At 43.5% G+C, this 26,658-nt stretch carries 28 protein-coding genes; 16 read left to right on the top strand and 12 right to left on the bottom strand.

The genetic code is table 11. The features are described 5' to 3' along the window. Positions 1 to 10: 10 nt before the first annotated feature. The 4 genes from CSW98_RS06935 to CSW98_RS06920 form a co-directional block, all read right to left on the bottom strand. Complete coding sequence (locus CSW98_RS06935; protein WP_100799739.1) at positions 11 to 634, bottom strand: bifunctional 4-hydroxy-2-oxoglutarate aldolase/2-dehydro-3-deoxy-phosphogluconate aldolase; 624 nt, start codon at positions 632 to 634, stop codon at positions 11 to 13. 11 nt (positions 635 to 645) lie between these two features. After that, complete coding sequence (gene kdgK / locus CSW98_RS06930) at positions 646 to 1,572, bottom strand: 2-dehydro-3-deoxygluconokinase (protein WP_100799738.1); 927 nt, start codon at positions 1,570 to 1,572, stop codon at positions 646 to 648. Positions 1,573 to 1,968: 396 nt separating this feature from the next. Continuing rightward, entirely contained in the window at positions 1,969 to 2,292 is a 324-nt protein-coding gene (locus CSW98_RS06925) for a cupin domain-containing protein (RefSeq protein WP_100799737.1), read from the bottom strand. Between the two features lie 3 nt (positions 2,293 to 2,295). After that, positions 2,296 to 3,102 (bottom strand): class I SAM-dependent methyltransferase, encoded by an 807-nt coding sequence (locus CSW98_RS06920; protein WP_100799736.1) that lies wholly within the window; start codon positions 3,100 to 3,102, stop codon positions 2,296 to 2,298. Between the two features lie 190 nt (positions 3,103 to 3,292). Between CSW98_RS06920 and CSW98_RS06915 the strand changes: the two genes are divergently transcribed. Both CSW98_RS06915 and CSW98_RS06910 read left to right on the top strand, forming a co-directional pair. Then, positions 3,293 to 3,976, top strand: a complete 684-nt coding sequence (locus CSW98_RS06915; RefSeq protein ID WP_100799735.1) for a Crp/Fnr family transcriptional regulator — start codon at positions 3,293 to 3,295, stop codon at positions 3,974 to 3,976. 308 nt (positions 3,977 to 4,284) lie between these two features. Next, positions 4,285 to 5,652 (top strand): sigma-54 interaction domain-containing protein, encoded by a 1,368-nt coding sequence (locus CSW98_RS06910; protein ID WP_100799734.1) that lies wholly within the window; start codon positions 4,285 to 4,287, stop codon positions 5,650 to 5,652. A gap of 37 nt (positions 5,653 to 5,689) precedes the next feature. On the opposite strand, the gene CSW98_RS17540 is transcribed toward CSW98_RS06910, so the two are convergent. Further along, positions 5,690 to 5,848, bottom strand: coding sequence for a hypothetical protein (locus CSW98_RS17540; RefSeq protein ID WP_157810354.1), 159 nt, complete (start codon positions 5,846 to 5,848; stop codon positions 5,690 to 5,692). Positions 5,849 to 6,215: 367 nt separating this feature from the next. On the opposite strand from CSW98_RS17540, the gene CSW98_RS06905 reads away from it, so the two are divergent. The 11 genes from CSW98_RS06905 to CSW98_RS06855 all read left to right on the top strand — a co-directional run bounded on the left by CSW98_RS06905 (position 6,216) and on the right by CSW98_RS06855 (position 14,967). Continuing rightward, positions 6,216 to 7,214, top strand: a complete 999-nt coding sequence (locus tag CSW98_RS06905) for a branched-chain amino acid aminotransferase (protein WP_100799733.1) — start codon at positions 6,216 to 6,218, stop codon at positions 7,212 to 7,214. Between the two features lie 302 nt (positions 7,215 to 7,516). Then, positions 7,517 to 7,945, top strand: coding sequence for a NifB/NifX family molybdenum-iron cluster-binding protein (locus CSW98_RS06900; RefSeq protein ID WP_157810353.1), 429 nt, complete (start codon positions 7,517 to 7,519; stop codon positions 7,943 to 7,945). Next, on the top strand, positions 7,945 to 8,295 hold the full coding sequence (locus CSW98_RS06895; protein WP_100799731.1) for a DUF5320 domain-containing protein: 351 nt from the start codon (positions 7,945 to 7,947) through the stop codon (positions 8,293 to 8,295). The genes CSW98_RS06900 and CSW98_RS06895 overlap by 1 nt, the downstream gene beginning before the upstream one ends. Before the next feature lie 76 nt (positions 8,296 to 8,371). Continuing rightward, positions 8,372 to 8,734 (top strand): NifB/NifX family molybdenum-iron cluster-binding protein, encoded by a 363-nt coding sequence (locus tag CSW98_RS06890; RefSeq protein WP_100800038.1) that lies wholly within the window; start codon positions 8,372 to 8,374, stop codon positions 8,732 to 8,734. 18 nt (positions 8,735 to 8,752) lie between these two features. Then, a complete protein-coding gene (locus CSW98_RS06885) occupies positions 8,753 to 9,649 on the top strand; it encodes a damage-control phosphatase ARMT1 family protein (protein WP_157810352.1) in 897 nt (298 codons plus the stop codon). Further along, positions 9,646 to 10,497: an ATP-binding protein gene (locus tag CSW98_RS06880; protein WP_100799729.1), complete on the top strand. Its 852-nt coding sequence runs from the start codon at positions 9,646 to 9,648 to the stop codon at positions 10,495 to 10,497. The genes CSW98_RS06885 and CSW98_RS06880 overlap by 4 nt, the downstream gene beginning before the upstream one ends. After that, the gene (locus CSW98_RS06875) at positions 10,494 to 11,372 is read left to right on the top strand and encodes an ATP-binding protein (protein ID WP_100799728.1); all 879 of its coding nucleotides are present in this window, start codon (positions 10,494 to 10,496) and stop codon (positions 11,370 to 11,372) included. The genes CSW98_RS06880 and CSW98_RS06875 overlap by 4 nt, the downstream gene beginning before the upstream one ends. A 26-nt stretch (positions 11,373 to 11,398) precedes the next feature. Beyond that, positions 11,399 to 11,737, top strand: coding sequence for a NifB/NifX family molybdenum-iron cluster-binding protein (locus tag CSW98_RS06870; RefSeq protein ID WP_100799727.1), 339 nt, complete (start codon positions 11,399 to 11,401; stop codon positions 11,735 to 11,737). A gap of 24 nt (positions 11,738 to 11,761) precedes the next feature. Next, positions 11,762 to 12,616 carry an MBL fold metallo-hydrolase gene (locus CSW98_RS06865; RefSeq protein ID WP_157810351.1) on the top strand — a complete coding sequence of 285 codons (855 nt, stop codon included), beginning with the start codon at positions 11,762 to 11,764 and terminating at the stop codon, positions 12,614 to 12,616. Positions 12,617 to 12,634: 18 nt separating this feature from the next. Then, entirely contained in the window at positions 12,635 to 13,057 is a 423-nt protein-coding gene (locus tag CSW98_RS06860) for a PaaI family thioesterase (RefSeq protein ID WP_100799725.1), read from the top strand. A gap of 212 nt (positions 13,058 to 13,269) precedes the next feature. Further along, complete coding sequence (locus CSW98_RS06855) at positions 13,270 to 14,967, top strand: FAD-dependent oxidoreductase (RefSeq protein WP_100799724.1); 1,698 nt, start codon at positions 13,270 to 13,272, stop codon at positions 14,965 to 14,967. 84 nt (positions 14,968 to 15,051) lie between these two features. Here the strand turns inward: CSW98_RS06855 and CSW98_RS06850 are convergent, their stop codons facing one another. Together CSW98_RS06850 and CSW98_RS06845 are read right to left on the bottom strand one after the other, a co-directional pair. Then, positions 15,052 to 15,939: a substrate-binding domain-containing protein gene (locus CSW98_RS06850; protein ID WP_100799723.1), complete on the bottom strand. Its 888-nt coding sequence runs from the start codon at positions 15,937 to 15,939 to the stop codon at positions 15,052 to 15,054. Positions 15,940 to 16,068: 129 nt separating this feature from the next. Next, entirely contained in the window at positions 16,069 to 16,722 is a 654-nt protein-coding gene (locus tag CSW98_RS06845) for a hypothetical protein (protein WP_100799722.1), read from the bottom strand. A gap of 389 nt (positions 16,723 to 17,111) precedes the next feature. Between CSW98_RS06845 and CSW98_RS06840 the strand changes: the two genes are divergently transcribed. Continuing rightward, on the top strand, positions 17,112 to 19,382 hold the full coding sequence (locus CSW98_RS06840; protein ID WP_232733488.1) for a sensor histidine kinase: 2,271 nt from the start codon (positions 17,112 to 17,114) through the stop codon (positions 19,380 to 19,382). Between the two features lie 23 nt (positions 19,383 to 19,405). Next, positions 19,406 to 20,881: a glycogen synthase GlgA gene (gene glgA / locus CSW98_RS06835; protein WP_100799720.1), complete on the top strand. Its 1,476-nt coding sequence runs from the start codon at positions 19,406 to 19,408 to the stop codon at positions 20,879 to 20,881. On the opposite strand, the gene CSW98_RS06830 is transcribed toward glgA, so the two are convergent. Further along, the gene (locus tag CSW98_RS06830; RefSeq protein ID WP_100799719.1) at positions 20,796 to 21,686 is read right to left on the bottom strand and encodes a hypothetical protein; all 891 of its coding nucleotides are present in this window, start codon (positions 21,684 to 21,686) and stop codon (positions 20,796 to 20,798) included. The two genes, glgA and CSW98_RS06830, sit on opposite strands and share 86 nt — an antisense overlap. Next, positions 21,686 to 22,402, bottom strand: coding sequence for an IclR family transcriptional regulator (locus CSW98_RS06825; RefSeq protein WP_100799718.1), 717 nt, complete (start codon positions 22,400 to 22,402; stop codon positions 21,686 to 21,688). The genes CSW98_RS06830 and CSW98_RS06825 overlap by 1 nt, the downstream gene beginning before the upstream one ends. Positions 22,403 to 22,653: 251 nt before the next feature. On the opposite strand from CSW98_RS06825, the gene CSW98_RS06820 reads away from it, so the two are divergent. Next, complete coding sequence (locus CSW98_RS06820; protein WP_198517299.1) at positions 22,654 to 23,478, top strand: alpha/beta hydrolase; 825 nt, start codon at positions 22,654 to 22,656, stop codon at positions 23,476 to 23,478. A 73-nt stretch (positions 23,479 to 23,551) separates the two neighbouring features. Here CSW98_RS06820 and CSW98_RS06815 read toward each other — a convergent pair whose 3' ends face one another. The 3 genes from CSW98_RS06815 to CSW98_RS06805 all read right to left on the bottom strand — a co-directional run bounded on the left by CSW98_RS06815 (position 23,552) and on the right by CSW98_RS06805 (position 26,628). Then, a complete protein-coding gene (locus tag CSW98_RS06815; RefSeq protein ID WP_232733487.1) occupies positions 23,552 to 24,742 on the bottom strand; it encodes a type III PLP-dependent enzyme in 1,191 nt (396 codons plus the stop codon). 259 nt (positions 24,743 to 25,001) lie between these two features. Further along, positions 25,002 to 25,487: a hypothetical protein gene (locus CSW98_RS06810; protein WP_100799716.1), complete on the bottom strand. Its 486-nt coding sequence runs from the start codon at positions 25,485 to 25,487 to the stop codon at positions 25,002 to 25,004. Between the two features lie 214 nt (positions 25,488 to 25,701). After that, positions 25,702 to 26,628, bottom strand: coding sequence for a ketopantoate reductase family protein (locus CSW98_RS06805; protein ID WP_100799715.1), 927 nt, complete (start codon positions 26,626 to 26,628; stop codon positions 25,702 to 25,704). Positions 26,629 to 26,658: the final 30 nt, after the last annotated feature.

Raw genomic sequence — 26,658 nt, 5'->3', positions numbered from 1 at the left:
AGTGCTGCTTTTAATTGATAACTGCGGCGACTTCTGCAACCAACTGCGCCAATTCATCCCACCGTTCTTCGTTTATCAGGTTATTCGGTACCATCCAGGTACCGCCACATGCCAGAACGGAAGGTATGGCAAGATACTCTTTTACATTAGCAGGATTGACGCCGCCGGTCGGCATAAATGTTACCGGATAAACCGCAGACAGTGCTTTTAGCATAGCTGTGCCGCCAGAAGGCTCGGCAGGGAAGAATTTAAGGGTACGCAAACCCATTTCCATGGCCTGCTCAGCAAGACTTGGGTTATTGATACCTGGAATAATCGTCACCCCACGCTGTTGGCAGTACTTCACGGTTGTCGGGTTAAAACCCGGGCTGACAATGAAGTCCACTCCGGCTTCGATTGCCTGATCCACTTGCTTACTGTTTAAGACGGTACCGGCACCAATCAGCATATTTGGATAGGCTTCGCGCATATTTTTTATGGCCTGAGCCGCCTGTTCGGTTCGGAATGTCACTTCAGCACATGGCAAACCATTGTCGATCAGCACTTGTGCCAGTTTAACGGCTTTTCCCGCTTCTTTGATGGCAATGACGGGCACAACTTTTAGTTTCTGAAGCTGTTGATTCAGATCGTTCACTGTGTTCTCCTTTAAATGGTCGGCATCGCATCTTGCGGAATGATTGCACCGCGATGCTGAATAACGGTTCCTGCGACTTTATGTCCGGATGCTCCTGATTCCGCACATGACCCACCCAGAATACGTTTGGCCAGATAACCGGCACTGAACGAATCTCCGGCAGCAGTAGTATCAATAATATTTTCTACTTTAGCCGGTGTAACGGAGTAGGTCTCTGTACCCGAAATTATCAGACAGGCATCACCACCTCGTTTAATCACAATTTCGCTGACGCCCAGTTTCTGAGTTCTGGTGATTGCATCCTGTTCTGACTGGTCCTCCCATAGTGCCTGTTCATCATCAAATGTCAGAAATGCAGTATCTGTGATACTCAAAATTTTTTGGTACCAGTGTCTGGCAGTGTCTCTGCTTTCCCATAGAGCCGGCCGGAAGTTATTATCAAACGCAACTTTGACTCCCTTACTGCGGCAAAGAGTCAGAGTATCAAGTAATTTCTGTCGGCTGTCGGCAGGTAGTATCGCCAGACTGATGCCACTGATGTATATCAACTGATGCTGTGTCAGATCGTTGACCAATGTGGCAACAGAAATATTTTCCAGCCAGAATTTTGCAGCGGCATCATTGCGCCAGTAGTAAAAGCTGCGTTCACCGTCAGCCGCTGTCTCAATAGCATATATCCCAGGCAGCTTATCAGCAGACAGATAAACCATTTCGGTATTGATATGCTCGGTGTGCCAGTTATCCAGCATTTCTCTGCTGAACGGATCTCTGCCAAGTCCGGTGATATAGGAAACATTAACACCTGATTCATGGGTCAGACGAGACAGATAGATTGCTGTGTTTAAAGTATCACCGCCGAATCCCTGCTGCAGTCCGGATTCGGTTTTTCTGAGCTCGACCATACATTCCCCAATGATGGCAACGCTGTTGACGGGCATAAAGTTTCTCCTTATTTTCCAGTCAGGTCATTATTATCATTGTGGTTACTTTAATCAATAAAAATGAAATAGTGTTTTGTAAAGTTTGTGACTTTGATTTTACTTTTATATGCAGTTCCGTAGACCTTTTATTTTGAGTTATTTCAGATTCAGTCTACAGATAAGTCGGTGAAGATTGTCATTATCCAGTTTTAACTGGCGTGCTGTTGCAGATCAATTGTTATGATTTTGCTGATAACACTTGCTCAGCTACTCGGTGATGAAGGAGAGATTAGACAAGCCTTTCTTCTATTGCGAGAAGTGCAGACGGCATGCATCGAAACTAGAACGGTTATATAAATCAGTTGTAGTGCATATAACCGGGAACAGTTCTGTTCCCGGTTTGCTATGACTGGGTTATTTCGGTGCTCTAAGCAGGTAAAGTACCATTTTTAGTGGAGTTTTAGCGATGACGCTGTGTGGAAGATGTGCATCCATATGTGCCCATGCCCCCTGACTCAGTTCTTTGGTTTCAGATTCAAAAGTAAAGGTTGCGTCACCTTCCAGAATATGAACGATTGCCGGAACAGCCGCAGTGTGTTCTGTCATTTCTTCTCCTTCGGCAAAACCAAAAACAACAGCTCTTACCCTGTCACTTTTGTATACCGGACAACTGGTGATTCCTGACTTAGGGATATCAACTTCGTGAGTCAGGTTATCAAGTAAGGTATATTCGAACATACTTTATTTTTCCTTCTTTTTGGCTACTAATGTAATGGCTGCCAGATTATTTCTGTGTTTTCTGAAGATGCGGCGCATGCCAAAGACCCGTTTTCTGGCCCCTGGCTTAAAAAACAGGTTTCTGACTATTTTAAAAAATCCAAACAGACCCTCGTCATCAATCATGCGTTTAGGCTCCAGCAAGTGCATCGGAGCGACAGACTTGTATTCGATATCAAAACCGCATTCTTCTAGCATTTTCTCCCATTCTTTCGGGGTTAATGGTTTTGCTGGATGCTGAATGGTTTCGGTTATCTCTTTTTGAATCAGACGTTTTTCTTCCGGGTCGATTTGATCCGGGCAGATACATAATTCGTGAATTCCATAACGACCACTGGACTGAAGGATCCGTGCAGCTTCTGTAATAATTTCCTGCTTCCGCGAATCAGATTGCATGGTCAGCATAGCTTCGCCATAGACCACCGTTGCTATAGCGTTTTTTAATCCTGTCTCTTGAGCAGATCCAAGACAACATGTCTGATTTACTCCGTTTAAATATGAACGGACGATAGCAGCAGCTTGTTCATTCTGTTCGATAGCTGTGTAGTTAGCTGGAGAGTTTTGCAGACACAAACGAGTGGTATATCCCATTCCCGGTGCAAATTCGACAACCTTGTCTTCTGGGGTAATGTTCAGGTGATGTAGCATTTTATTAGTCAGTTCTTTTCCTCCTGGGCGCAGTACTTTTTTCCCAAGTTGAGCAAGAACCCAGTGACCCGGTGTTTTTTCTATTAAACGGTTTTCACCTGGCATTGTCAGCTCTTCCGACATATGTGTCTCCTATACCCAAATGACTGAAATAAAAAATAGTGCCATAGAGGCGATTGCAATGGTTCTGAAACAAGGGCTGATTGTTTGCATAAGTTCTAATTTAAATTACCAATGATAAGTATTACTATTTGTATTTTAGGATTAAGTGGATGATGTAGCGCTTGATAATTATCAAGGCAGGAGAAGTGTTGTGTCAGAATCAATCATTTCATTGTTGAATGAACAGCAAAAACAGACTCTTATTTCTTCTGGGCGGGAAGTACGTTTTTGTGCTGGCGAAACTTTGTTCCGGCAGGGGGATCCTGCGGAACATATGTACTGGGTAGAGAAAGGAAAAGTGTCACTGTATCGTCTGATGCCAAACGGAGATGAAAAATTATTTAAGGTATTCTTTTCTGGCGGTATAGTGGCTGAGATGGCTATGTTCATGTCACCACGAGAGTATCCGATGAGTGCTCGGGCTGATCAGGACTCCGTTTTACAGGCATACAGCTACAAGAGTATGACCCATATGGCTGCCAGTTCACCAGAGCTGGCACTAAAAGTAATGGGATATATGTCTAACCGTATCTGTTCTCTTATGGATACACTGAATATTTTGACTCAGGTGAATGCGAATCAGCGTCTGGTTATGAAATTAGCGGAAATATACCGTTTGCAGGATATAAAAGAAGATAAGGTCGCTCTTCCGGTTACCAAAAAACTACTGGCGACCCAATTGGGAATGACCCCGGAGACTTTATCCAGGGCAATTAAAAGGTTAAAGAATAATGGCTATCTTCAGGAATCAGGAAACAGTCTGGTGCTGATGGATATTCCCCAATTGTGTTATGCCGTAGATCTGACTCCGGATATCTTTGGGAAGGTGTCATAATTACACGTGTATGTCATTAAGACTCTTTTTTGAGGCCAAAATAATACGACATTATAGTTTGATATTATCTAACTCATTTAAAAACAAATAGATATACATTAGTATATTCACTGATTAAGTTTGCTGTTACTGAAAATATAAGATGAGGAATAAATCTCTATCGGAATCAGTTTTGCAGATCCGGGACGATTAAAAGCCGTGCGCCTTCGGGACACGGTTTTTTTACCTTAGTTTCTAAGGTCACTTGGGCATACCGGCTGACCTGTGTTAGGTTAGGCGTGATAAAACACTAAGATGGAAAAAGCATAATGAACCCATGTTTACCCGCAATGACAGCAGATATTCTGGAAAGTATTTCTGATGGTGTTTTTACGGTTGATAAACAGTGGCGTATCAGCTTTTTTAACCGTGCAGCAGAAGAGATCACCGGCATTCCCAGACTGGAAGCGATTGGGAAACTCTGTTCCGAGGTGTTTAAATCCAGCATGTGTGAAGCCGATTGTGCACTGCGCAGTACACTCAGTAGTGAGACTCCGATAGTCAACAAACCTTGTTTTATTATTGATGCTGAGGGCGAGCGGATCCCGATTTCTGTTTCTACTGCGGTTCTCAAAGATGCAGAAGGCCGGATCATTGGCGGAGCAGAAACATTCCGGGATCTGAGTGAAGTTGAAGCACTAAGGAATGCATTAAAAGGACGTTCTCAGGCAGGTGATTTTATCAGCCATAGTCCGATTATGCGTAATCTTTTCGAGTTGCTTCCGGCTATTGCTCAGAGTCCGAGTACGGTATTAATTCAGGGAGAAACCGGTACAGGGAAGGAACTGCTGGCACGGGCGATTCATGATATGAGTCCCCGGGCAAATAAACCTTTTGTCGCAGTGAATTGTGGTGCTTTGCCGGACAATTTGCTGGAGTCGGAACTGTTTGGTTACAAAAAAGGGGCATTTACCGGCGCAACGCATGATAAGCCTGGACGTTTTGCTTTAGCGAAAGGAGGAACGCTGTTTCTGGATGAAATTGGAGAAATCAGTCCGGCACTGCAGGTTCGTTTGCTTCGGGTACTGCAGGAACAAATTTATGAACCGTTAGGGGCGATTCATTCAGAAAAAAGTGATGTCAGAATTATAGTCGCAACTCACCGTGATTTGATGCAGATGGTCGCCAATGGTGATTTCAGGCAAGATCTGTATTACCGGATTCATGTTGTGGATTTGAAATTGCCGCCACTACGGGCAAGAAAGGAAGATATTCCTTTGCTGGTGGATCAGTTTATCGGTAATTTTAACCGGTTACAGAAACGTGCTATTGAGACTATTACACCAGAAGCTGTTTCTTTACTTATGTCTCATGACTGGCCGGGAAATGTGCGTGAGCTGGAAAATACAATAGAGAGAGCTTTTGTGCTTTGTGGTAAAGATGAAATTACGCCAGCTTATTTACCAGCAGAGTTGGGGGGAGGGACTGTACCGGTAAAATTACGTGAAAGTATTGGAGATGTACGTGATGTTGCTGAAAAACAATCGATACAGGCCGCGCTGAAACGCAATAATTATAATCGTGCAGCAACGGCCAGAGAGCTTGGCGTACATAAAACAACACTGTATCGCAAAATGAAGTCCTTAAATATCCCTTTCCCCAAACAGAATGGTCGTAACCGTCTTATTCAGGGGTGACGGGGTGTAATAACCCAATCCATTTTTGGTTTGCAGATTAAGCAATCCACTGAAAGCTGATCAGGGTAACAACTGTTGCAGTGACAGCAAACATGGTTAGCACTGACGCGAATTGATAAGCCGTATCAAACAGCGCTGATTTTGTTTTGTTATCGATTTCGGTTGTTTTTACCTGAGAGATTAGAGTTGCGCTCATAGTTGTGTCCTCGTTGTGGTTATGATGTGTGATTCACGTCACAAATATAGCTCTAATTGTGATGTGGATCAACATTTGAATAGAAAATTATTTTCATAAAAAATCTGCCGGAAAAACGTCTGACAGACGTTTAGCTGTCAACGGGACTATGTGATAAGAGCATCCTTCTGATTTGATGATAAATTTCCGTTTTTCTGGCGGGTTAGTCAGGCAATTTGCAGTAAAAGTGTCTGATTATAAATAACTCACTTCCTTATAAGCTCAATCTGTTTTAGTATTTTTCGATTAAGTCTTGGACATCCAATCTAATCGCCTGCCCAAACTTAGTAGGACATCTCTTTGTAATTTTATTTAGTAGGAAATCATAATGGCGGCTTTTGGTAGCGTGTTTATGCCGAAAATGGCATTAGCAACATTCGACAATAATCAATGGACTGACGCTCAGATCGTTTCATCAGACAGTATCTCACTACATCCGGGTGCGCACGTCTTGCATTATTCAAGTACTTGTTTTGAAGGCTTGAAAGCATTTCGTCACGAAGACGGCAGCGTGCATGTGTTTCGAATGGATCAAAACGTTGAGCGTTTCGCGCAAAGCAGTAAGCTGCTCTCTTTACCTGAAGTAGATAAAGCTCAGGTGTCAAAAATGATTACTGACATCGTGGCTGAGTTTGCTGCAGACGTCCCGCTGCCGCCTAGTTCTATGTATATCCGCCCAACTCATATCGGCACAGAAGCGGCTGTGGGTAAAGCTGCTGCACCTTCTGAGTCATCGATGCTTTATATTTTACTGTCTCCGGTTGGTGATTATTTTGCGGGTGGTGCGCACGCACTGCGTTTGCTACTGGATGAAACCGGTCAGCGTTGTGCACCGCACATGGGGATGATTAAAAGTGGTGGTAACTACGCCAGTGCTTTGTTCCCAACGCTGGAAGCAAAAGAAAAATATCAGGCGGATCAAGTGCTTTTCTGTCCCAATGGTTATATCACTGAAACCGGTGCGGCCAACTTTCTACTGGTGGATGGTAATGAAATTATCACTAAGGCACTGGATTCAAGTTTTCTGCATGGTGTGACTCGTTCAAGCATCTTAACCATTGCCAAAGATCTTGGTATGACGGTAACAGAACGAGAGGTATCTGTAGAAGAGCTATTGGAACGGGCAGCAAAACCTGGTGTAGAGGCGATGTTGTCTGGTACAGCTGCTGTACTGACTTCTGTTGGTACTCTTATCCATAACGGAAAGGATTGTAAAGTTGGTTCAGGTGAGATCGGGCCGGTAGCACAGAAATTGCGTCAGGCACTGAACGATATTCAGTGGGGTAAGGCTCCGGATACGCATAATTGGTTAACGAAAATAGCGTAACTGATTTTTATCCGCTTGTAAGACCAGCACACTGTTGCTGGTCTTTTTTTTAGCTGTTTTCCTCCTGGTTTCTATCGTTGCAATCGCTGCACGAATAAGTCTATATGCAATGGTTATAGTTGCATTTTTGCATTCATATCGTTTCTTTTTTATCCCTTTCCTTTAAAAAATCTAATAAAATCAATTAAATATAAACATATCATTACTAATTTAGATCTGGAACGTTTGTTGCTCTGTATAAATAAACCGAAGCAATCTCTGAATCCTGAGGTCACTTCGGTATATCAGCAATGGAGTTCAGTATGAAAGTCGCATTAACCATTTGGAATAACCGAATCTCTCCGGTTTTTGATGTTGCGGGATACGTACTGCTGCTGGAGGCGGAGCAGAAAGAGATCCTGCATCAGAAGGTATTTGATTTACCTGTGGATTCAGCGATGAACAAACTGACATTTTTATCCGCACAGAAAGTTGATTTGCTGATATGTGGGGCTATTTCCCGCTCCTTGCAGTATGCGATAGAAGAGAGCGGTATTCGGGTTTATCCCTTCTGCTCCGGTGAGATCAGTGAGTTGATCCAAGCCTGGCAGAATGATCAACTGGAACAGGCGTGTTTCGCTATGCCCGGTTGTGGTATGGGGCGGCATCGGGGTAACCGGGGAAGAGGAAATGGCTGTCGATATTCCGATACATCGTGTCGAAGACAGAATCTGAGAAACAGGAGGCAATAATGCCTGGATATGACAAAACGGGGCCTATGGGTAACGGGCCAAAAACAGGGCGTGGTCTTGGTGTCAATGTAACAGACAATCAGGTAAACGGAGATAATACTTCTCAGTGTAAGCGAATGAGACAACGCAGAAATATACAAGATGGCTTTGGTGGAAGAGGCTGCGGCAGAAGGCAAGGTGCAGGTTCAGGAAGAGGCCAGAGCCGTAATCAGGAAATGAATGTCGGCATGGGACCGGGACGTAATTGTACCGCTCAGGGTCGTAAAGGCATGGGGCAAGGTCGTCGTCGAGCTGGTTTACGCGGAAATGGAATGGGACAAGGCCGTATCGGATTTGTCGATGCAAAATAAAGTAAGTTTTAGATAGCTCATTTCTTATAACACAGAGTGCTGACAGATGGGGCTGCACTCTGTTGAGGATAACAATATGAAAATCGTTTTAACCACCTCTTCTACCACTCTGGATGGTCACTTAGACAAACGTTTTGGCCGGGCTCCCGGGTTTCTTATTTACGATACTGAACAGCAAAGCTGTGAGTTTGTTGATAATGAGCAGAACCTTAATGCGGCTCAGGGGGCTGGAATTCAGGCGGCTCAGAATATAATTTCGACGGGAGCTAAGCATCTGATCACTGGTTTTTGTGGTCCTAAAGCGTTTAAGGTGCTGCAGAGTGCGGGTGTGAAAATTTATGATACTGATGCAGTAAGCCTGAAAGAGTGTATTGAACGGTTTAACAGTGGAAGCCTGATGGAAATAAATAGTGCCAATGCTGAATCTCACTGGGGCTGATGAAGCATGAGAAGTACCTTGGATTGTATACCGTGTTTTTTACGTCAGGCTTTGGAAGCCGGACGTCGTATTAGTCAGGATGAAGAGTTGATTGGTCAGGCTATGCGGCGAATTTTAAGTCAGATATCGGATTTCGATCTGAACCTTTCTCCCCCGGAAATGGGGCAGAAAATCCATCGGATCCTACGTCAGGAAATAGGGAATGATGACCCTTATCGGCAAATCAAGAAAGATTCGACTCAGATAGCTCTGTCCGCCGTGCCACAGGCACGTAAACAGATAGAACAAAGTGCTGATGCGTTTGAAACGGCAGTACGTTTTGCAATCGCCGGGAATATTCTGGATTTCGCTCTGATTTCTGTCTGGAATGACGACAACATTAAGGCATCGTTTGCCAAGGCTCGGCATCACCCGTTGGATACCACTATGGTTGATCAACTGGAGCAGGCTCTGCAACAGGCTGAAACCGTGCTCATTCTGGCTGATAATGCCGGAGAAACGGTATTTGACCGATTACTGATCGAACAGCTTCCCGAACATCTGGAGGTGATCTATGCGGTAAAAGGGTCTCCTGTTATTAACGATGCCGTAGAAGCTGATGCGATTGAAGCCGGAATTAATGAATTTGCAAACGTGATTGATAATGGTACGGACGCTCCGGGAACACCGCTGCATCAATGTTCATCTTCTTTTATCGAACATTTTAATACCGCCGACATTGTGATTGCCAAAGGGCAGGCGAATTTTGAAACCCTGAATACAGCGGAAAGAGAAATCTATTTCCTTACTCAGATTAAATGTCCGGTTATTGCGAAGGCATATGATTATCAGGTCGGTGATTGGATTGTGAGTACTACATCAGCATTGGCTGAACGTTCTGAAGCTGATGCTGCTGTCGCGGGAGAACGGGTATGAAGTTAGCGATTGCTTCCGGCAAGGGAGGAACCGGCAAAACAACTGTATCTGTTGCTCTGGCGTTGTCGGCAGATAAAGAAGTGGTCTATCTGGATTGTGATGTGGAAGAGCCGAATGGAAAGCTGTTCCTGCATCCGCAAATTGATGTCACGGATACGGTGTCAGTCCCGGTTCCTGTCGTTAATCGTGAACTCTGCAACGGTTGTGGTGACTGTGCCGATATCTGTGAGTTTAATGCCATTGTTTCTCAGGGAGAGTATGCCATCGTTTTTCCTGAGCTCTGCCATAGCTGTGGCGGGTGTATGTACGCCTGTCCTGAAAATGCCATTATTGAAGAAATGCATCCTATCGGCTCGCTGATTCACGGACGAGCAGGAAAGGTTCAATATGTTGAAGGTGTGCTGAATATCGGGGTGGCCATGGCAACACCGTTGATTAAGGCAGTGAAGGAGCATGTAGCTGAAGATGGCCTGTCGATCATTGATTCTCCACCGGGTACGTCCTGCTCCATGGTGACAACGGTACGTGATGCCGATTTTGTTCTGCTGGTAACGGAACCGACACCATTTGGTCTGCATGACTTGAAAATTGCGGTTAAGACCGTTGAAGAGTTAGGTCGTCCGTTTGCTGTGATCATTAACCGTTTTGACCAGCTCGATAACTGTGTGGATACGTATTGTCAGGAAGAAGGCATTGCTGTTTTACTGCGTATTCCGGAAAACCGGAAAGTTGCTGAGGCTTATTCCCGGGGTGAACCTCTGCTGTCAGCATTACCTGATCTTGAAGTGGATTTCCGTCAGATGTTATCGGCGATTGAAGATGGATTAAGAGCAGGAGCAAACGGATGAAAGAAATTATCGTTCTGAGCGGTAAAGGTGGCACGGGTAAAACCAGCCTGACAGCCTCCTTTGCTTCTCTGGCAGAAAAGGCTGTATTAGCTGACTGTGATGTTGATGCGGCTGATCTGCACCTGATCCTTAAACCGGACATCAGAGAAAAGCATATTTTTACCAGTGGTCATGAAGCATCAATTCGTACAGCAGACTGTTCTCAATGTGATTTGTGCACGGATTACTGCCGGTTCGGAGCCATTGTTCGTGATGAAGACAGTGGTGAGTACAGCGTAGACCCTGTTGCCTGTGAAGGCTGTGGCGTGTGTGTGCATTTCTGCCCGGATCACTGTATCGATTTTCCTGATCGCGAATGTGGTGAGTGGTATCAGTCTGATACCCGGTTCGGGCCTATGGTTCATGCCCATCTGGGGATTGCCGCCGAAAACTCGGGCAAGCTGGTGAGTCTGGTACGCAGTGAGGCGAAGAAAAGAGCGCAGGAAACCAAAGCAAATTTATTGTTGGTGGATGGTCCTCCGGGGATCGGCTGTCCGGTGATTGCATCCATTACCGGTGCGGATCATCTGGTACTGGTGACTGAGCCGACCTTATCCGGTAAACATGATATTGAGCGGGTTCTGGAGCTGGCCAGACATTTCGGACTTCCTGTCTCTTTATGTGTGAATAAATGGGATATCAACCCATCTGTAACGGAAGACATTGAAATGCTGGCGAGGACTTATCGGGCCAATATTCTGGGGCGAGTTAGCTATGATAAACGTATCACAGAAGCTCAGATTGCCGGAAAAAGTGTGATCGAGATGGGCGATAGTCTTGTCTCGCAAGAAATTCAAACTATATGGAATCAGGTGCAGGAGATAGCCTGCGTATAAACAATAAAACAAAAGGAAAATTGAGCATGAAAATAGCCATTCCTGTAGCTAACGGGCTACTAAACTTACATTTTGGTCACTGTAAGAGCTTTGCTCTGCTGGATGTCGACCCGGACAATAAACAAATTACGGCAAGAATAGATATTGATGCCCCCCCACACGAACCGGGACTGTTGCCGGCCTGGCTTGGTGAAAAGAGTGTTGATCTTGTGATTACCGGCGGTATGGGGCAGAAGGCCAGACAACTGTTTGATGAACAGTCAATTAGCGTAGTAGTTGGAGCTCCGGCAGAAAGTCCCGAAGCTTTGGCCTTGTCTTATATGAATGGAACTTTGGTTTCCGGCATGAATGCCTGTGATCACTAGACCATCTAGTTGCGGATTAATATTGTGGTTAGCGATCTTACATTTCGTATTTTGATTGATAACACCAGTAATACCGGGCTCTTAACGGAGCACGGTTTTGCTGTGTGGGTTGAGTGTGACGGTAAAACGATTCTGTTTGATACCGGGCAGAATACAGATGATACCGGAATACTGTTTAAGAATGCTGAAGTTCTCGGATGCGACCTGACTAAAGTGGATATTTTGGTGCTTAGTCATGGCCATTATGATCACACTGGGAGCATTCGTGAGTTTCTGGCTATCAATCCTAGGGTAACTGTGGTCTGTCATCCGCAGGCTCTTCTTGAGCGGCGTTACAGCATCTATCCGGATAAGGCTCCGAGACAGATTGCGATGCCGGAAAAACACCGATTGGCTATTCAGTCATTACTGGATGAACAGGTGTGTTTGCTGTCCGGATCTACGGAACTGTTTCCTGGGGTTGGTTTCTCCGGAGATATACCCAGAGGGCACTGGCTGGAAGATACCGGTGGGCCGTTTTTTCTGGATGAATTCAAGAAGATGCCAGATCCTATCAGTGACGATATTTCTCTGTGGTTTGAGACCCGGCGAGGGCTGGTTATTTTAACCGGTTGTTGCCACTCCGGTTTGATTAATACTGTGCAGCATATTCAATATGTCACAGGAGAGCAAAAAATAGCCGGTATTATCGGAGGACTACATTTGAACCGTGCTGGCGAAGAAAGGTTAAGAAGCACCGGTGATGCCCTAAGAGATTGGTATCCGGAGTTTATTATTCCCTGCCATTGTACCGGAGAAGCTGCTATTGGTTTTCTGAAAACTTTACTTGGGGACAGAGTTTCCGATGGTGGTAGTGGTTTTGTTAAACGAGTCTGTTAACGACCGGAGAAACGATAAATGGATGATTATTACGCAATGAAACAATCCCACAAAGGCTGCATGGTATGTGGTCTCTCTGAGTTCAATTCTGATTCATTACAATTGGCATTTAATTGTGATTCGGAGAACAGAGTGACAACCCGGTTTCTGGTAACAGAACAGCATCAGGGTTATACCGGCCTGTTGCATGGCGGGATGACGAGCACATTGCTGGACGCGGCAATGACTCACTGTCTGTTTTCCCATGGTATTCAGGCTCTGACAGCTGAGCTGGTAGTGCGTTTTATCGCTCCTATTCCTCTGGGTGCCGAACTTGTGGTATCGGCGGAACTGACCGGAAAGAGAAGGGGAATTTATCAGTTGGAAGGTATGATCACTCATGGTCAGCGGCTTCTGGCGCGCGCTACTTCAAAGTTTATCCAGCCGAAAGAGAAAATGTGATTTTATAACGTATATTATGTGCTATTAATTACCTATGATTTTTTATGAATTATTGCTTTCTGGCATAAATGTCATTGACAGATATTATTAGCACATGCTAATTTTCAAAGTGGCATATGCTAATAAATTAAGATGAATATATTGATGATTTATAAACAGTTGTTCATCTTAATATATTGAAAATTAATGCTTATATAACATTGGGTACGAGTATGAAAAAGAAAAAAATAGTGGTTATCGGTGGTTCTGCTGCAGGTCCAAAAACTGCCGCTAAAGCCAGAAGACTGGATGAACACGCTGAAATTATTCTGCTGCAAAAAGATAAAGATTTGTCCATGGCATCATGTGGTTATCCATATTATGTTGGTGGGGTATTTGATGATCGTAATGAGTTAATCAGTACACCGACAGGTGTGGTTCGTGATCCTAAATTCTTTTTGAATGCAAAAGGTATTGATGCCAGAACAGAAACTGAAGTGGTCGCTATTGATCCGAAAGAACATACTGTGACCTGTAAGCATCTTCAGTCTGGTGATATTGACACTGTCAGCTATGACAAGCTGGTGGTATGTACCGGCGCTAAGCCTATTATTCCTCCCATCCCGGGAACTGACCTTGAAGGGATCACGACGTTACAGTCAATGAAAGATGCTGATTTTCTGCGAAAAATCCGGGACGAAAAGAATATTAAAAAAGCAGTAGTTATTGGTGGTGGTTTGATCGGTATCGAAACCTGTGAGGCGCTGGAACTGGCAGGTATTGATATTACCGTGGTTGAGTTGGCACCGCAGCTATTGACGTTCCTTGACTGGGAAATGGCTGAAATTGTTGAGAACCATGTACGAGCCAAAGGTGCTAACGTTATTACTAATAACGGTGTGGCCGCTTTCCTTGGTGAAGAAGGTAAGCTTACCGGTGTTAAACTGGCTAATGGTACAGAATTACCATGTGAACTTGCTGTCGTGGCTATCGGTGTTCGACCAAATGTTGAATTGGCTAAAGCGGCGGGTCTGGCAATTGGTGAAACTGGTGGTATCGCTGTGAATGAATACATGCAGACTTCTGAGTCTGATATCTATGCGGCCGGTGACTGTGTAGAATCGTATAATTTGATCACAGGTAAGAAAGTTCATGCCCCAATGGGAGATCTGGCGAACCTGCAGGGCCGTGTTGCCGGTGAGAATGTTATTGCAGGTAATTCAGCTACATTCAGTGGCGTACTGCAAACCGGTATCTGTAAGGTGTTTGACTTCTCTGCCGGATCTACCGGTCTTTCAGAAGCAGCAGCAAAACGTCTGGGTTACGATACCTATGAAACAGTGGTAAATGCCAGCCCGGACAAACCGGGATTTATGGGCGCTAATTTGCTGATCAGTAAGATGCTGGCAGATAAAAAAACCGGTAAGGTGTTGGGTGTCCAGTGTGTAGGGCCTGGTGATGTGAGTAAGCAGATTGCAACTGCTGCCATGGCATTGAAAGGCGGCTTTACGGTTGATGATCTTATCAATCTGGATATGCCTTATGCACCGCCGTTTTCTCTGGCAATTGATCATTTTGTCGCAACAGCGCATTTGATGCAGAATAAGCTAAAAGGACGTCTGCAGGGGATTTCTCCATGTGTTGTACATGAAAAACTGTCAAATAATGAAAAACCATTTATTTTGGATGTGCGTGGTCCGGATGAGTTTGAGCAGATGCGTCTTGGTATTGGTGAAACGTTGATCCCTCTGGGTATGCTGAGAAAACGTCTGGATGAACTGCCAGAAGATAAAGATACAGAAATTATCTGTTACTGTAAGATCTCTTTACGTGGTTATGAAGCTTCTCTCATTCTTCAGGCTCATGGCTGGAAAAATGCCAGAGTTATGGAAGGCGGCGTAATGGCATGGCCTTATCCAAGAGAAAAATAAGCAGGCTGTAAGTTAAGCGTACGCAGAAACACCGACAGGATACCTAAAGATTACCAGTCGGTGTTTTTTATTCGGAAGGGGGGATTACTTTACGCCTAAGCTGAGTCTGGAGACAAAAATAACCGATATCCCCAGTTCTTTTTCATAGTGTTTATTGTGCAATTGGTTATACATCGAATAGATGCCATAGTAGCCGATATTAAATGGATCTTGTTTAATATAACCGAACAGTTGCTCTCGCCGGATTTTCTTGTCCAGATAGTCGGAACCATCGAAACCTATATGCACAGGCTTTGTGGGCAATACTCTACCTTCTAATATTCTCAGTACTACTTCGGTAGTGGTTCCTGTCGGAGTAAAAATACCATCAATATCGGGATTGGCAGCAAAAATATCAGTGGCACACTTTCTGCTTTCAGCCATGGTCAGTCCCAAATATTTGTCTATGACAATATTCATTCCCAGTCGCTGAGCTTCCTGTATAAACCCTGCTTCTCTGGCTTCGGTCGAAGCAACCCCTTTTTTAACCCGGAGCAAAGCGATATTCTTTCTGCCGCTAAGCTGTTGTTTCATTAGTTGAGCGGCAAGTACTCCGGCATAGAAATTATCCGATTTAACTACCGCGCCTCTGTCTCCACCTATGTCCCGGTCAATATAAGTCACGTCCAAACCACCATGGATAAGGGAATCTATCGTTATTTTGAGATCGCTGGTTGCAGGAGCAATGACCATACCCGTGCATGGGTAAGCCTTTACCATATAGTCGATAATTAATTTTTGACGCTCTGCATCCGAGCTTCCACGGAAATAAAGGTCGATGTTTAATTCATTGCTGGCCGACATTGCTCCTTTGATGACTTCACCCCAGAATGGGTTTGGGTCATCTCCTGCAGTCACCAGACTGATGCACTCCTTCGCCGGAATAGTGACTGAAACAAGCAATAGAAACAGCGCAATGATAGGGCGTAGCATAAGCACCTTCCTACATTGGTTATCTATTCGTTTAAATTTTAAATATCAATACCTCAGGGTAACTATAGGTCAGTCTTTTTGTAACTGCTGGCCTTTATTTTAATTTTTTGGTGGTATACAAAAATAACCTCAGATTTGCTCCTCTTTTTGTCGGAAAAGAGCAAGTTGCTGGCGGAAAAAATGGAGGATGCCTTCGAAATCAGACTGAACGATAAAAGTGTCTGATGTCGCATTATAATGAGCAGCCAGAGACTGTCCCGGCCGAAAAGTCAGAATATATTCATCTCCATTTTTATGGATAGAAAATTCGTCCGCGCGATATTGACGCTGTTCGCCATTGAAACATTGGTTGAAGAACTGTAACAGTTCGTGTGCCTGAGGTGATTTAAATCTTTGTTCACCGATGGTGGCTGCATTTCTGTCCGAAACAATAATAAGGTAATCATGCTCGCTGTATTTCATAATATCAAATAGCTTGCGACGCTGTGCCTGGGTTGGTTCAGAGGCGACATGGACTCTCCCCTTTGCTTCATAACGAATTGCTCCGGTTGCTATCATCAGATTAACGATGGTTATTTCATCACAGGCACCCTGCATCTCTTTCGGTAAAAGTGCAGCAACTTCACGGTGATACTGCTTGTTGCTTTTAATCGAGCGCTGTAAATTAAGCAAGCTGCCATCCGGCAGGAGATAGCCCCCATCTTTGTTAGAACTGGTTACACCGAAGCGTTTTACCAGTTTACCCAGCAGTTCATCTGTACGATTGTTTTCTGTTTCAGTCATATGAAATCATCTATTTTTTAACAGGAAAGTAACACTGTACACATCGGTTTCTATACGGACGAACAGAATATATCAATATGTTGTGTATAATTTAATTATATGTTAACTAAATAGTTTGTAGATGTATAGTTTTGGCGTGTCCATTACATTTCAGAGATATCCGGTGGGCTATACTAAACCATGTCGGTTTTTAAACGGATAAGAACGAGCATTGTGGCAGGCGTAAGCATAGAGAAGTGGCAGGAATTAATATGCGAAAGAATGAGATGAATACCCAGTCATGGATGTGGAAGGCAATGGTCAGGAGTGGCCTGATACCACTGGTTCTGGTTGAATCTGTATTGATTGCGACTTATCTGCTCAGTAACCATCTGATAAGCTCAGAGAATATGAGCTATATCTATACTCAGGCTAATGCTGAATTAAAAAATTCCGCCGAAAGAGAAGCCTCGATTATCAGAGAGAAACTTATTTCTATCTCCAATCTGACCAATTTATATAAAAATGAGACCGAAAGAGTATTTGCAGACGATATTGATTTTAATCAAAAGGAAGATACGAATCTGGTTTTGAGTGACAATGGTGTATTGTATTCAAAAGAAGATTTAGGCGGAGCTGCATCATTTTATTCTTCTTACATAAAAGATAACGGTAAGGATAGAGCTAAAATATATAAGCTGGCCAGACTTGACCCATTGATGAAAGAAATAAAATCAAATAATGAACTTGTGGCAGCGGTTTATTTTAATGGTTGGGATTCATATAATAGAATATATCCATGGTTTTTAACCATCGATCAATATCCACCAGATATGAATATACCTGAGTATAATTTTTACTATTTGGCAACAGATGAGTTTAATCCGAAGCGTAAATCAGTTTGGACGGATGTGTATATTGATCCTGCCGGTCAGGGGTGGATGATGTCATCGATTGCACCGGTTTATAATAAAAATTTTCTTGAAGGTGTTGTCGGTTTGGATATTACAGTTGGTACCATTGTTGATAGTATTCAAAAATTGAAAGTTCCATGGGGTGGGTATGCAATACTGACAAGTCAGAATGGTAATATTATGGCTCTTCCCCCAAAAGGTGAGCAGGATTTTGGTGTGAAAGAATTAACGGATTACACATACCAACAGGCAATAACAAAAGAAATTTTCAAACCAGAACAGTTTAATTTATATAAACGTAGTGATACCAAAAATCTTGGCTCCGCACTTGGAAAACAGGCGGAAGGATTCAGAGAGTTGACACTGAACGGCAGTGATAAACTTACGGCCTGGGCAACGATACCAGAAACGGAGTGGAAACTGCTGCTGATAGTGGATGAAGGTGATATGTATGCGGAATCCCGGGCGCTGGAAGATAGGTTCCGTAATATTGGTTATATTCTTATTATGGGATTGGTTGGTTTTTATACATTATTTATAATTTATATATGGTTTTCATCGAAACGAATGAGTAAATTAATTGCTGATCCTCTTCTGGAAATACAGGAAATGATATCCAGAGTCAGTAATGGAGAATTTAACCTGACGTATAAAGATTTTTTGATCAGAGAAATTAATGAAACATCCCGTTCGATTACTAGCATGGGGGGGAAATTGGACAAGCTCACCAGTGAGCTTAAAAATGCTAAAATTGAAGCGGAAAAGGCCAACTATGCTAAAAGTCAATTTTTATCTAATATAAGTCATGAGATAAGAACACCTATGAATTCTATCCTCGGTATGTCGAATATTCTTCTTGAGGATGGTCTGACACTAGAGCAACGTAAATATATTTCTAAAATTGAAAAGTCTGGAAGGCATCTTTTATCTTTAATAAACAACATCCTGGATTTGTCAAAAATAAATTCAGGTAAAATAGAACTTGAACAGATTAAGTTTGATATGGAATCAATAGTTCAGGATGTTTATGACATTTTTGAGCATAAAGCGAAAGATAAAGGGTTGAATTTTAATATCCAGATAGATAAGGGTATACCGCCATTTTTGAATGGTGATCCACTCCGAATTAAGCAGATTTTATTAAACTATGTGTCTAATGCCATTAAATTTACTGATACCGGCAGTATCACTATGTCGGTCAGAGTGATCACTCAGTCAGAAGATATGGTTGGATTGTATTTTTCGGTGCAGGATACCGGTATCGGGTTGTCTGAAGATGATCAGGAAAAGGTATTTGATAGTTTTCAGCAGGCGGATGCTTCCACAACCCGCAGATATGGCGGCTCGGGGTTGGGGTTAGCGATTTGTCAGCATATCGCTTATATCATGGGAGGAAAGGTTGGAGTTAAAAGTAAGCCGGGTGATGGCAGTACATTCTGGCTGACACTCGATGTTAAATCTGAACGCTCTTCACCTGCTGAAGCCGATTGCAGGCTGGAGCATTCCCCTGGCATTAGTCAGGGAGAACCTGTGCCGGAATTTAAAAATGTCGATATTCAAGAGCTGTCTTTAAAGCTCGACAGATTGTCTGTCCTACTCAATGAAAGTGATTTGGAATCGGAGTCCTGTTATTTTGCCAATAAAGAATATCTGGGCCGAATTTTCCCTGAATGGAATACCCGGCTGGCAGAATGTATCGCTGTCTATGACTTCGAACAGGCTTTGGATATCGTCTGGCAAATGAAAAAAGAACATAATATTCGCTAATAATATATTTGAGGGATTAGATAATGAACATAGTCTGGGCTACGAGTGAAGCTGCGCCATATGCAAAAACCGGAGGACTGGCGGATGTCTCTTATTCTCTGCCTTATGCGTTGGCTGAGAACGGTCATCACGTATCGGTTTTTATGCCATATTATCCTCAGGTTATGGGGGAACGATGTACGGATACAGAGCTGATTTATGACTTGTTGGGCGTTCCTATGGGAGACGGACATGAACAGTGGGGACGTATCCGGCGGCATAAAATCAGCGATAGCTTGTCGTTCTATTTTATCGAGTGCGACAGATATTTCGACCGGCCAAAACTGTATGACTGGGGCGGAAGTGAATATGCAGATAATCCTGAACGTTTTATTTTTTTCAGCCGGGCGATTATGCAGTCGGTACTGGCTCTGGGTATCAAGGTTGATGTGCTGCATGCAAACGACTGGCATACGGCATTATGCAATGTTTATCTGAAAAGCCATCTGTATGATTCTTATGAGCAGTTCAGTGATACTAAATCTGTAATGACGATTCATAATATCGGCTATCAGGGGGTGTTTCATAAATCAAATTTGTATTGGACCGGTTTGGGTTGGGATTACTTCAATTTTCAGTGTCTGGAGTTCTATGACCAGATGAATTTCTTAAAGGCCGGTGTATTGACTGCGGATATTGTGACAACGGTTAGTCCGACTTATGCCGAGGAGATTCTCTCCCGTGAGTACGGTTTTGGCCTGCAAAACTCACTTCAGCACAGAGCAGTGCAGGGTAAACTACGGGGTATTATCAATGGTATTGATATTCATGAATGGGATCCGCGGACCGATTCTCTGATCCCTCAAAATTACTCAGCGCAGGATTTGTCAGGTAAGGTTGTGTGTAAGGAAGCACTGCAAAAAGAGTTTGGCCTGGCAATCAGGCCGGATGTTCCTGTCTATGGTGTGGTCTCGCGGCTTGCCGGTCAGAAAGGACTGGATGTTTTTATCGAATCTATTGCTGAAATGCTGGAGGAGGATGATGTTCAGTTTGTTGTTGTCGGAGCGGGAGAGCAGTGGCAGGAATCTGCGTTATCTGATTATGCCCGTGACTATCCGGGTAAGTTTGGTTGCTATATAGGTTATAACAATAAACTGGCGCATATGGTTGAGGCCGGTTCAGATTTCTTTGTCATGCCTTCCCGGTATGAGCCTTGTGGGCTGAATCAGATGTACAGTATGCGATATGGCACGGTACCTATTGTCCGATCAACCGGTGGCCTTGAAGATACGGTGAATAACTATTCCGCCAGTAATATTAATAAAGCAACCGGATTCAAGTTCTACGACCTGTATCCGGATGCTTTGAGAGGAACGTTGCGATGGGCTGGCTCTATCTATCGTAATGACCGAGCGGCTATCAACCGATTGATCCTTAATGGCATGACGACAGATTTTTCATGGCATCATACTGCGGTTGAGTATGAAGATCTGTACAAACATGCGAAAAGTCGGTTCTGACCGTATCCAGAACTTTCTTGGTTTCTCTGGAAAATACCAGCTCTTCCGTATCGCCGGTTAACTGGAGAAACCTTACTTTCCCTGAATTAAGGCAGTAGGAGATAGCTTTAAGTACCACATCTGTTTCCAGTGCATACGGAGGTGTTGTTCTTATTCCCCTGACTATGGCTCTTAAGTCTATATTCAGTGCTACAGAGTCATAATTGCGTGTAACCTCATCAATTGCTTTAAAAATGTTACTTTCATTGAGTAGATTAAGCTGCAGATTATTTACCCAGTTTATACCCATGTTTTGGGCCATAGCCAGTTCTCCGGGCAGAGTGTTATTTTCATCAACACCCAGATTGAGCATACTGACGTTGTTTCTGCCGGAAAAGTTGGAAAGATAATTTTCCAGTGGCTCAAATGTTTTACCGGATGTAATATCGAGTTTATGGCTGATATTAATGATACCGGTAGCTGGTATATCATCATTAGACAAATACGTGGTGAAGCTCTGGCTGCAATTGGAGATCACAATAGGAAAGTGATGCCGGATAACTGCATTATCTATATGTGTACAGAACTGAATAATATCAGACGAATTATCGGTGACCACAGGGTAATATCCGCCATTCTTCAGCGGTACAGCTGAACTTTTCTCACTACTTTCATACCAGTAGTAACTGTACTCGATCGCTTGTTCCGCATCTTCAAACCAGAACTGATCTTCAATTGATTTAAAGCAGGTTCCGATCAGCAGTACGGAATGATCTTGAAACAAAGCTCTTTTCTTGGCGATATAAGTTTTAATATTGTTAAACATTACCCATTCTCCTTACTCAACGATATCGCTGCTTCTTTTACTGAATCGATCAGTCTCTGTTGCAGTGAATGCGCTCTTTCTCCCGGAGCCATAATAGTTAAAGCCCCCACAAGCTGGTTACGTCTGATAACCGGAGCGCTGATACCGATAACTCCATTATTAATTTCTGATGAACTGACGGCATACCGTTCTTCCCTGATCTTTTTCAGCCCATCTCTCCATGTATTGCCTGTAATATCGAACCCATAAAAATCGGCGATTTTTTTCTGCCATTCTTCGGACATATACGTCAGGATCACCTTTGACGATGCTCCCCGACACAAGGGCTGTGTCTGACCAATTTCAAATGAACAGCGCAGTGCTTCACTGCTTTCATGAGTCGCAATACACATGGCATGGTAGCCGGAAGGCACCATAAATGCGGTTGTTTCACCGGTGGCATCTGTCAGCCGTTTCAGCACAGAATCGATTTCTGCATCAATGTCGCAGTTACGCTGATAATTCTGCGATAACAGCAGGGAGGTCGAACCTATATACACTTTCTTACTGTATGGCTCTTCTTCTACCAGATTCCACTCTTTCAACAAGGCGATATACCTATAAACACTACTCAGAGGCATTTTGAGGTCGGCACTGAGTTCTTTAATACTGATCGAACCGGTATAGGTCGCAATTTGCGTCAGTATATGTAGTGCCTTGTCATTTTTGTTGCTCATAGGTATATGTTCCGCCTGACTTTGTTTTCTCAAAAAATGGGAATAAGTAATTACTTTATACATCGATATTATCATTTTATGGAAAAATGCCAATATAAAAATGATAAATTATTTTTTTATGGTGAGAGGATGCTTTAATGCTGTGTGTGTGATTTTGATTGTATTAATACAAAAAATATAAAACGCTGTTTACTTTTTGGTTGCGGACGGGAATGATATCTACAATAAATCACTAACTGATAAGGAATGGTATGCAATTTCCTATGACTGATATGGTGTCTCCGGATGAGAAGTTTTGTTTGACTACTGAAGGTGATGCCAATCATCTGCAAGGTGAATGGCCGAACAGATATTACACTCAGGTTACACGTTTAGAACTGCATTATTTTCGTGCCAGAAAGCCTGCCCGCGCACAGGCACTGGTGTATGGTGGTGGCGGTTATCTTGAGCTAGTTTATGATAAAGAAGGAGTAGAGGTTGCACTGTGGCTGGCTGAAATGGGTATCGATGCTTATGTTGTAACACACAGGTTGCCTGGTGCAGAAGATAATTCCGGTGGTGTTTATCCGGCTGATATTGCGTTGCAGGATGGGCTGGCTTGTCTGGATTTTATTAAAGGAAGAAGTGAATTACCTCTGCTTCATGTCGGACTTTCTTCCGGGGGGCATTTGGCCGGTGTTATGGCATGCCAGAAAAACCCGCTGGCTGCAAAAGGTGCATTGATTGCCTATGCGCCTATTAATGCTAATCACCGAAAATATAAGTCTCCGGTAGGTAAACCGGATTATCCTCCTGCAGAAAAGCAGAATTTTTATGATGCATGGGCAATAGGTATTCAGAATGAACCACATGCAATTCCGTCTGTACCGGTTTTTTTGGTTTATGCACTGCACGACCAGTCGGTACCGGTTGATCATGCTTTGAATATGATAAAAACAGCGCAAGAGAACGGAGGGGATGTCGAAGCACATATCTATCCGCAAGCACCACACGGGTTTGCATTACGTGACACATCAGGGACTCACGATCAGTGGCCACATCTGGCTGCCCGCTGGATAGATAATCTGTTAGCGTAAGCAAGGAGAGAGACTGGCAGCGACAAAGATTGCTACCAGTCTGCTGGTGTGTGTATCTGTCATCTGACAGATGTCATCCCATTAGTACTTCTTTACTTGTCGCTTCATTTAATACAATGCATTGAGCACGTTTAAAGAAGTTAAAGTCAGTGGCCGTTGCGCTGGTGTAGGCGCCCATCATGCGGCCAATAATGAGATCACCGTTTTCCAGTTTTGGCAGCATAATGTTTTCTGATACCACATCAATACTGTCACAAGTCGGCCCGGCAAGTACGCTCGGATAACGCTCTGTGTCCTGTCTCAGTGTTACAAGCGGATAATTACCTGAATCAAACATCAGTCCGCTGAAAGAACCATAGATACCATCATCCAGATAGTACCAGGTTTTTCCGTCCCGCTCAGCCTGGCCCATAACAGAAGCGACGCTGGTGACAGCTTGTGCCACGATAAACCGTCCGGGCTCTGCCAGAACCATGACAGTTTCGGGTAGTTGTGCCAGAGCGTCATTAATTGGCTCACAGAATTCATCAATTGGCATCATCTGGTCTGAATAGCTGACAGGGAAACCACCGCCGATATCCAGAGTGCTCAGTGCTGGTAAGTTAAGAGAAACCACTTTATGCATCAGTTCATTACAAACGTTAATCGCATCAACATATTTTTGCGGGCTTGCAGTTTGTGAGCCGACATGGAAAGACAACCCTTTGATACGGATACCAAGTTCTTTTGCCTTCGTCATAATTTGTATCGCTGATTCCGGACTACAGCCAAATTTTTTGGATAAGTCAGCAAATGCTTCTGCATTACGGAAACTCAGACGGACAAGCAGTTCAGTTTCGTCTTTGTATGCAATAAATTTTTCCAGTTCATTCAGGTTATCAACCACAAATACACTGCATCCGTAAGCCAGTGCATCCCGGATATCCTGATCACGCTTAATCGGGTGAGTATGAATGGTTTTTTCTGCCGGTACGTTATGTGCTGCAACCAATGCAACTTCACCGGAGGTGGCCAGATCAAAGCTGGCACCTTCTGACAGTAAAGTTCTTACTACTGCCGGGTGTGGTAATGGCTTCAGAGCAAAGTGCAGCGTTACGTTCGGCAATGCATTACTCAGTGCTTGATATTGTTGTCTGACAATATCACAGTCCAGTAAAAGCAACGGAGCACCGAATTGTGCAACAGAAGATTCAATAAGTTGGGTTTCTTCAGCAGTAAGAGCTGAAGATGAGAAAGCAGAAAAGTCTAACACGGTGTGTGTCATAGCCACCTCCAAGGATAGTCACTTTTCATTCCATGATGAAAAGTTGAGCGTCAATAAGCGCGGAAACCGCAGTCAAAGTCACTCTTGGATAGTTGCTCTATCGCCTTGTCACAAACAGCCTGTGATGTACTCGGATTGGCTATCATCAAGAAGCGCGCAGATAGTAATATCCGATCCCTATCTGCGCAATAAAAATTTTCAAATTTTGAGAAAATAATTAGCAGGTTTTTTCCACCGCAGAGGCGGCAGAAAAATAAGGTTAGATCCCGGCGCGTTTTAACAGGCCGGCCATCAGTGGAGAACTGGTTTTTACTTGTTTGGCTTTTTGTTGCAAGGTTCCGGCAAGTGCGGAATCACCAATACTTTTTGCGATATGAGCCATGGACTGATAGGCATTTTTTCCTGACTGGCCGGAGGCGGATTGTTGTAGTGGAGCCAGCAGAGCTGACATGGCTGAACCTGTCATCTTTTGTTTGGTAGCATAAGATTCAACCGAATCCAGCAACTGATCCAGATCGGCCATAACTTCGGTATTTTCGGCACCGAGTTTTTTCATCTCTTTAAGGTTACGTCTGCGGATTTGCTTGATCACAAAGCGGGGAGTATTCGCTTTTTTAATACCATAATAACCACCTGCAGCAATCAGAAGGATCCCTCCGATTGTATAGCCCCAACCAGAGTTCAGGGTGTCGAGTACAGTTTGCAATAGTGGTGAGTTCGTTACATTCGTGGATACATCAGACATGAGTCATCCCAACCTTTTCCAGATACTTAAAATACAATTCATAACGCCAATTCTCTATCTTTTGAGGCGTCCGGGTAAGGATACCGTCGGGAAGACTAAATAGATACAACTCCGTATACAAAAGTGAGAGGTTGATCTGTCAGGTCATCGCCATCCATCCACCACATGGCCTTTGCGCTGTGGTGACTCTTAGAGTATTACCACGATAAGCCGGTTAGTCATACAGGTCGTAAGCGCCTTCGATTGCGTGTATAAGAGCAACGATTAAAGTGTTATACGGTGTGGGGACGCCATATTGTTTAGCCTGTTCCACAATAGCGCCATTGATGGCATCAATTTCCATTTTTATCTGATTTTTTCTGTCCTGATACATGGATGAATATCCGTCCCCTGCGGTCTTGCAAACCTCTTTAACCATGTTCAGGGCTTCACGTCTGTCAAAATAAGTACCATCAGCTTCAGCTACTTCAATTGCTTCATAAATGAGTCTTTTAGCAAAATCCCAGGCATACTGATTTTTAATCATATAGCCAATAGGAGTTTGTGTTATGGCTGTAAATGTGTTGACCGAAAGATTTACCAGTAGCTTACTCCAGATAATTCTTTGAATATCATCGGTGACAACAACATCAAAACCGGCTTCGGTTAGAATATCTGATACGATGTTAACCTCTTTTTCTGCATTATAGTTACTGCCAATGGTCGTCTCTCCTTTGGCTGGGTGCTTGATTTTACCCATTCCAAGATTAACTGCATTATGTCTACTTGTACCAATAATGATGTTCTCTTTTTTTACATACTTTTCAATTTTTCTGTCATTTCCGGCTCCGTTTTGCAGACTTACTACTAAGGTTGATTCTTGAAAAAGGTGTCGATTTTGTTCTAAGGCCTGTTCTGTGTAGGTTGATTTCACAAAAACAATGACCATATCCACTTTTTCTATACATGTCCCAGAAAGGAAGGCCCTTGTATTCTGGAAAAGTGCAATTTCACTATTAACTTCTTTTACTGATATCCCATGGTCTTTGATTGCCAGCACTTGTGTTTCCTGAGTATCAATCATATAGACGCTATTGTGTTTACTTAGATAAGCACCATATAAACATCCCATAGCACCGGCACCAATTACTGCTATTTTCATGGTAGTTATCCCTTCATTCGTTTGGTTGAT

This window comes from Vibrio sp. HA2012 (assembly GCF_002812955.1).
Taxonomy (GTDB): Bacteria; Pseudomonadota; Gammaproteobacteria; order Enterobacterales; family Vibrionaceae; genus Vibrio.
Note: the sequence above shows the minus strand (reverse complement) of the source record. Positions and strands in the feature narration are given on the sequence as shown.

Coding starts and splice junctions, on each gene's coding strand:
- kdgK (WP_100799738.1), bottom strand. CDS start 1,572: ATGCCCGTCAACAGCGTTGCCATCATTGGGGAATGTATGGTCGAGCTC.
- CSW98_RS06925 (WP_100799737.1), bottom strand. CDS start 2,292: ATGTTCGAATATACCTTACTTGATAACCTGACTCACGAAGTTGATATC.
- CSW98_RS06920 (WP_100799736.1), bottom strand. CDS start 3,102: ATGTCGGAAGAGCTGACAATGCCAGGTGAAAACCGTTTAATAGAAAAA.
- CSW98_RS06910 (WP_100799734.1), top strand. CDS start 4,285: ATGAACCCATGTTTACCCGCAATGACAGCAGATATTCTGGAAAGTATT.
- CSW98_RS17540 (WP_157810354.1), bottom strand. CDS start 5,848: ATGAGCGCAACTCTAATCTCTCAGGTAAAAACAACCGAAATCGATAAC.
- CSW98_RS06905 (WP_100799733.1), top strand. CDS start 6,216: ATGGCGGCTTTTGGTAGCGTGTTTATGCCGAAAATGGCATTAGCAACA.
- CSW98_RS06900 (WP_157810353.1), top strand. CDS start 7,517: ATGAAAGTCGCATTAACCATTTGGAATAACCGAATCTCTCCGGTTTTT.
- CSW98_RS06895 (WP_100799731.1), top strand. CDS start 7,945: ATGCCTGGATATGACAAAACGGGGCCTATGGGTAACGGGCCAAAAACA.
- CSW98_RS06890 (WP_100800038.1), top strand. CDS start 8,372: ATGAAAATCGTTTTAACCACCTCTTCTACCACTCTGGATGGTCACTTA.
- CSW98_RS06880 (WP_100799729.1), top strand. CDS start 9,646: ATGAAGTTAGCGATTGCTTCCGGCAAGGGAGGAACCGGCAAAACAACT.
- CSW98_RS06875 (WP_100799728.1), top strand. CDS start 10,494: ATGAAAGAAATTATCGTTCTGAGCGGTAAAGGTGGCACGGGTAAAACC.
- CSW98_RS06870 (WP_100799727.1), top strand. CDS start 11,399: ATGAAAATAGCCATTCCTGTAGCTAACGGGCTACTAAACTTACATTTT.
- CSW98_RS06860 (WP_100799725.1), top strand. CDS start 12,635: ATGGATGATTATTACGCAATGAAACAATCCCACAAAGGCTGCATGGTA.
- CSW98_RS06855 (WP_100799724.1), top strand. CDS start 13,270: ATGAAAAAGAAAAAAATAGTGGTTATCGGTGGTTCTGCTGCAGGTCCA.
- CSW98_RS06850 (WP_100799723.1), bottom strand. CDS start 15,939: ATGCTACGCCCTATCATTGCGCTGTTTCTATTGCTTGTTTCAGTCACT.
- CSW98_RS06845 (WP_100799722.1), bottom strand. CDS start 16,722: ATGACTGAAACAGAAAACAATCGTACAGATGAACTGCTGGGTAAACTG.
- CSW98_RS06840 (WP_232733488.1), top strand. CDS start 17,112: ATGAGCTATATCTATACTCAGGCTAATGCTGAATTAAAAAATTCCGCC.
- glgA (WP_100799720.1), top strand. CDS start 19,406: ATGAACATAGTCTGGGCTACGAGTGAAGCTGCGCCATATGCAAAAACC.
- CSW98_RS06830 (WP_100799719.1), bottom strand. CDS start 21,686: ATGTTTAACAATATTAAAACTTATATCGCCAAGAAAAGAGCTTTGTTT.
- CSW98_RS06825 (WP_100799718.1), bottom strand. CDS start 22,402: ATGAGCAACAAAAATGACAAGGCACTACATATACTGACGCAAATTGCG.
- CSW98_RS06820 (WP_198517299.1), top strand. CDS start 22,654: ATGCAATTTCCTATGACTGATATGGTGTCTCCGGATGAGAAGTTTTGT.
- CSW98_RS06815 (WP_232733487.1), bottom strand. CDS start 24,742: ATGACACACACCGTGTTAGACTTTTCTGCTTTCTCATCTTCAGCTCTT.
- CSW98_RS06810 (WP_100799716.1), bottom strand. CDS start 25,487: ATGTCTGATGTATCCACGAATGTAACGAACTCACCACTATTGCAAACT.
- CSW98_RS06805 (WP_100799715.1), bottom strand. CDS start 26,628: ATGAAAATAGCAGTAATTGGTGCCGGTGCTATGGGATGTTTATATGGT.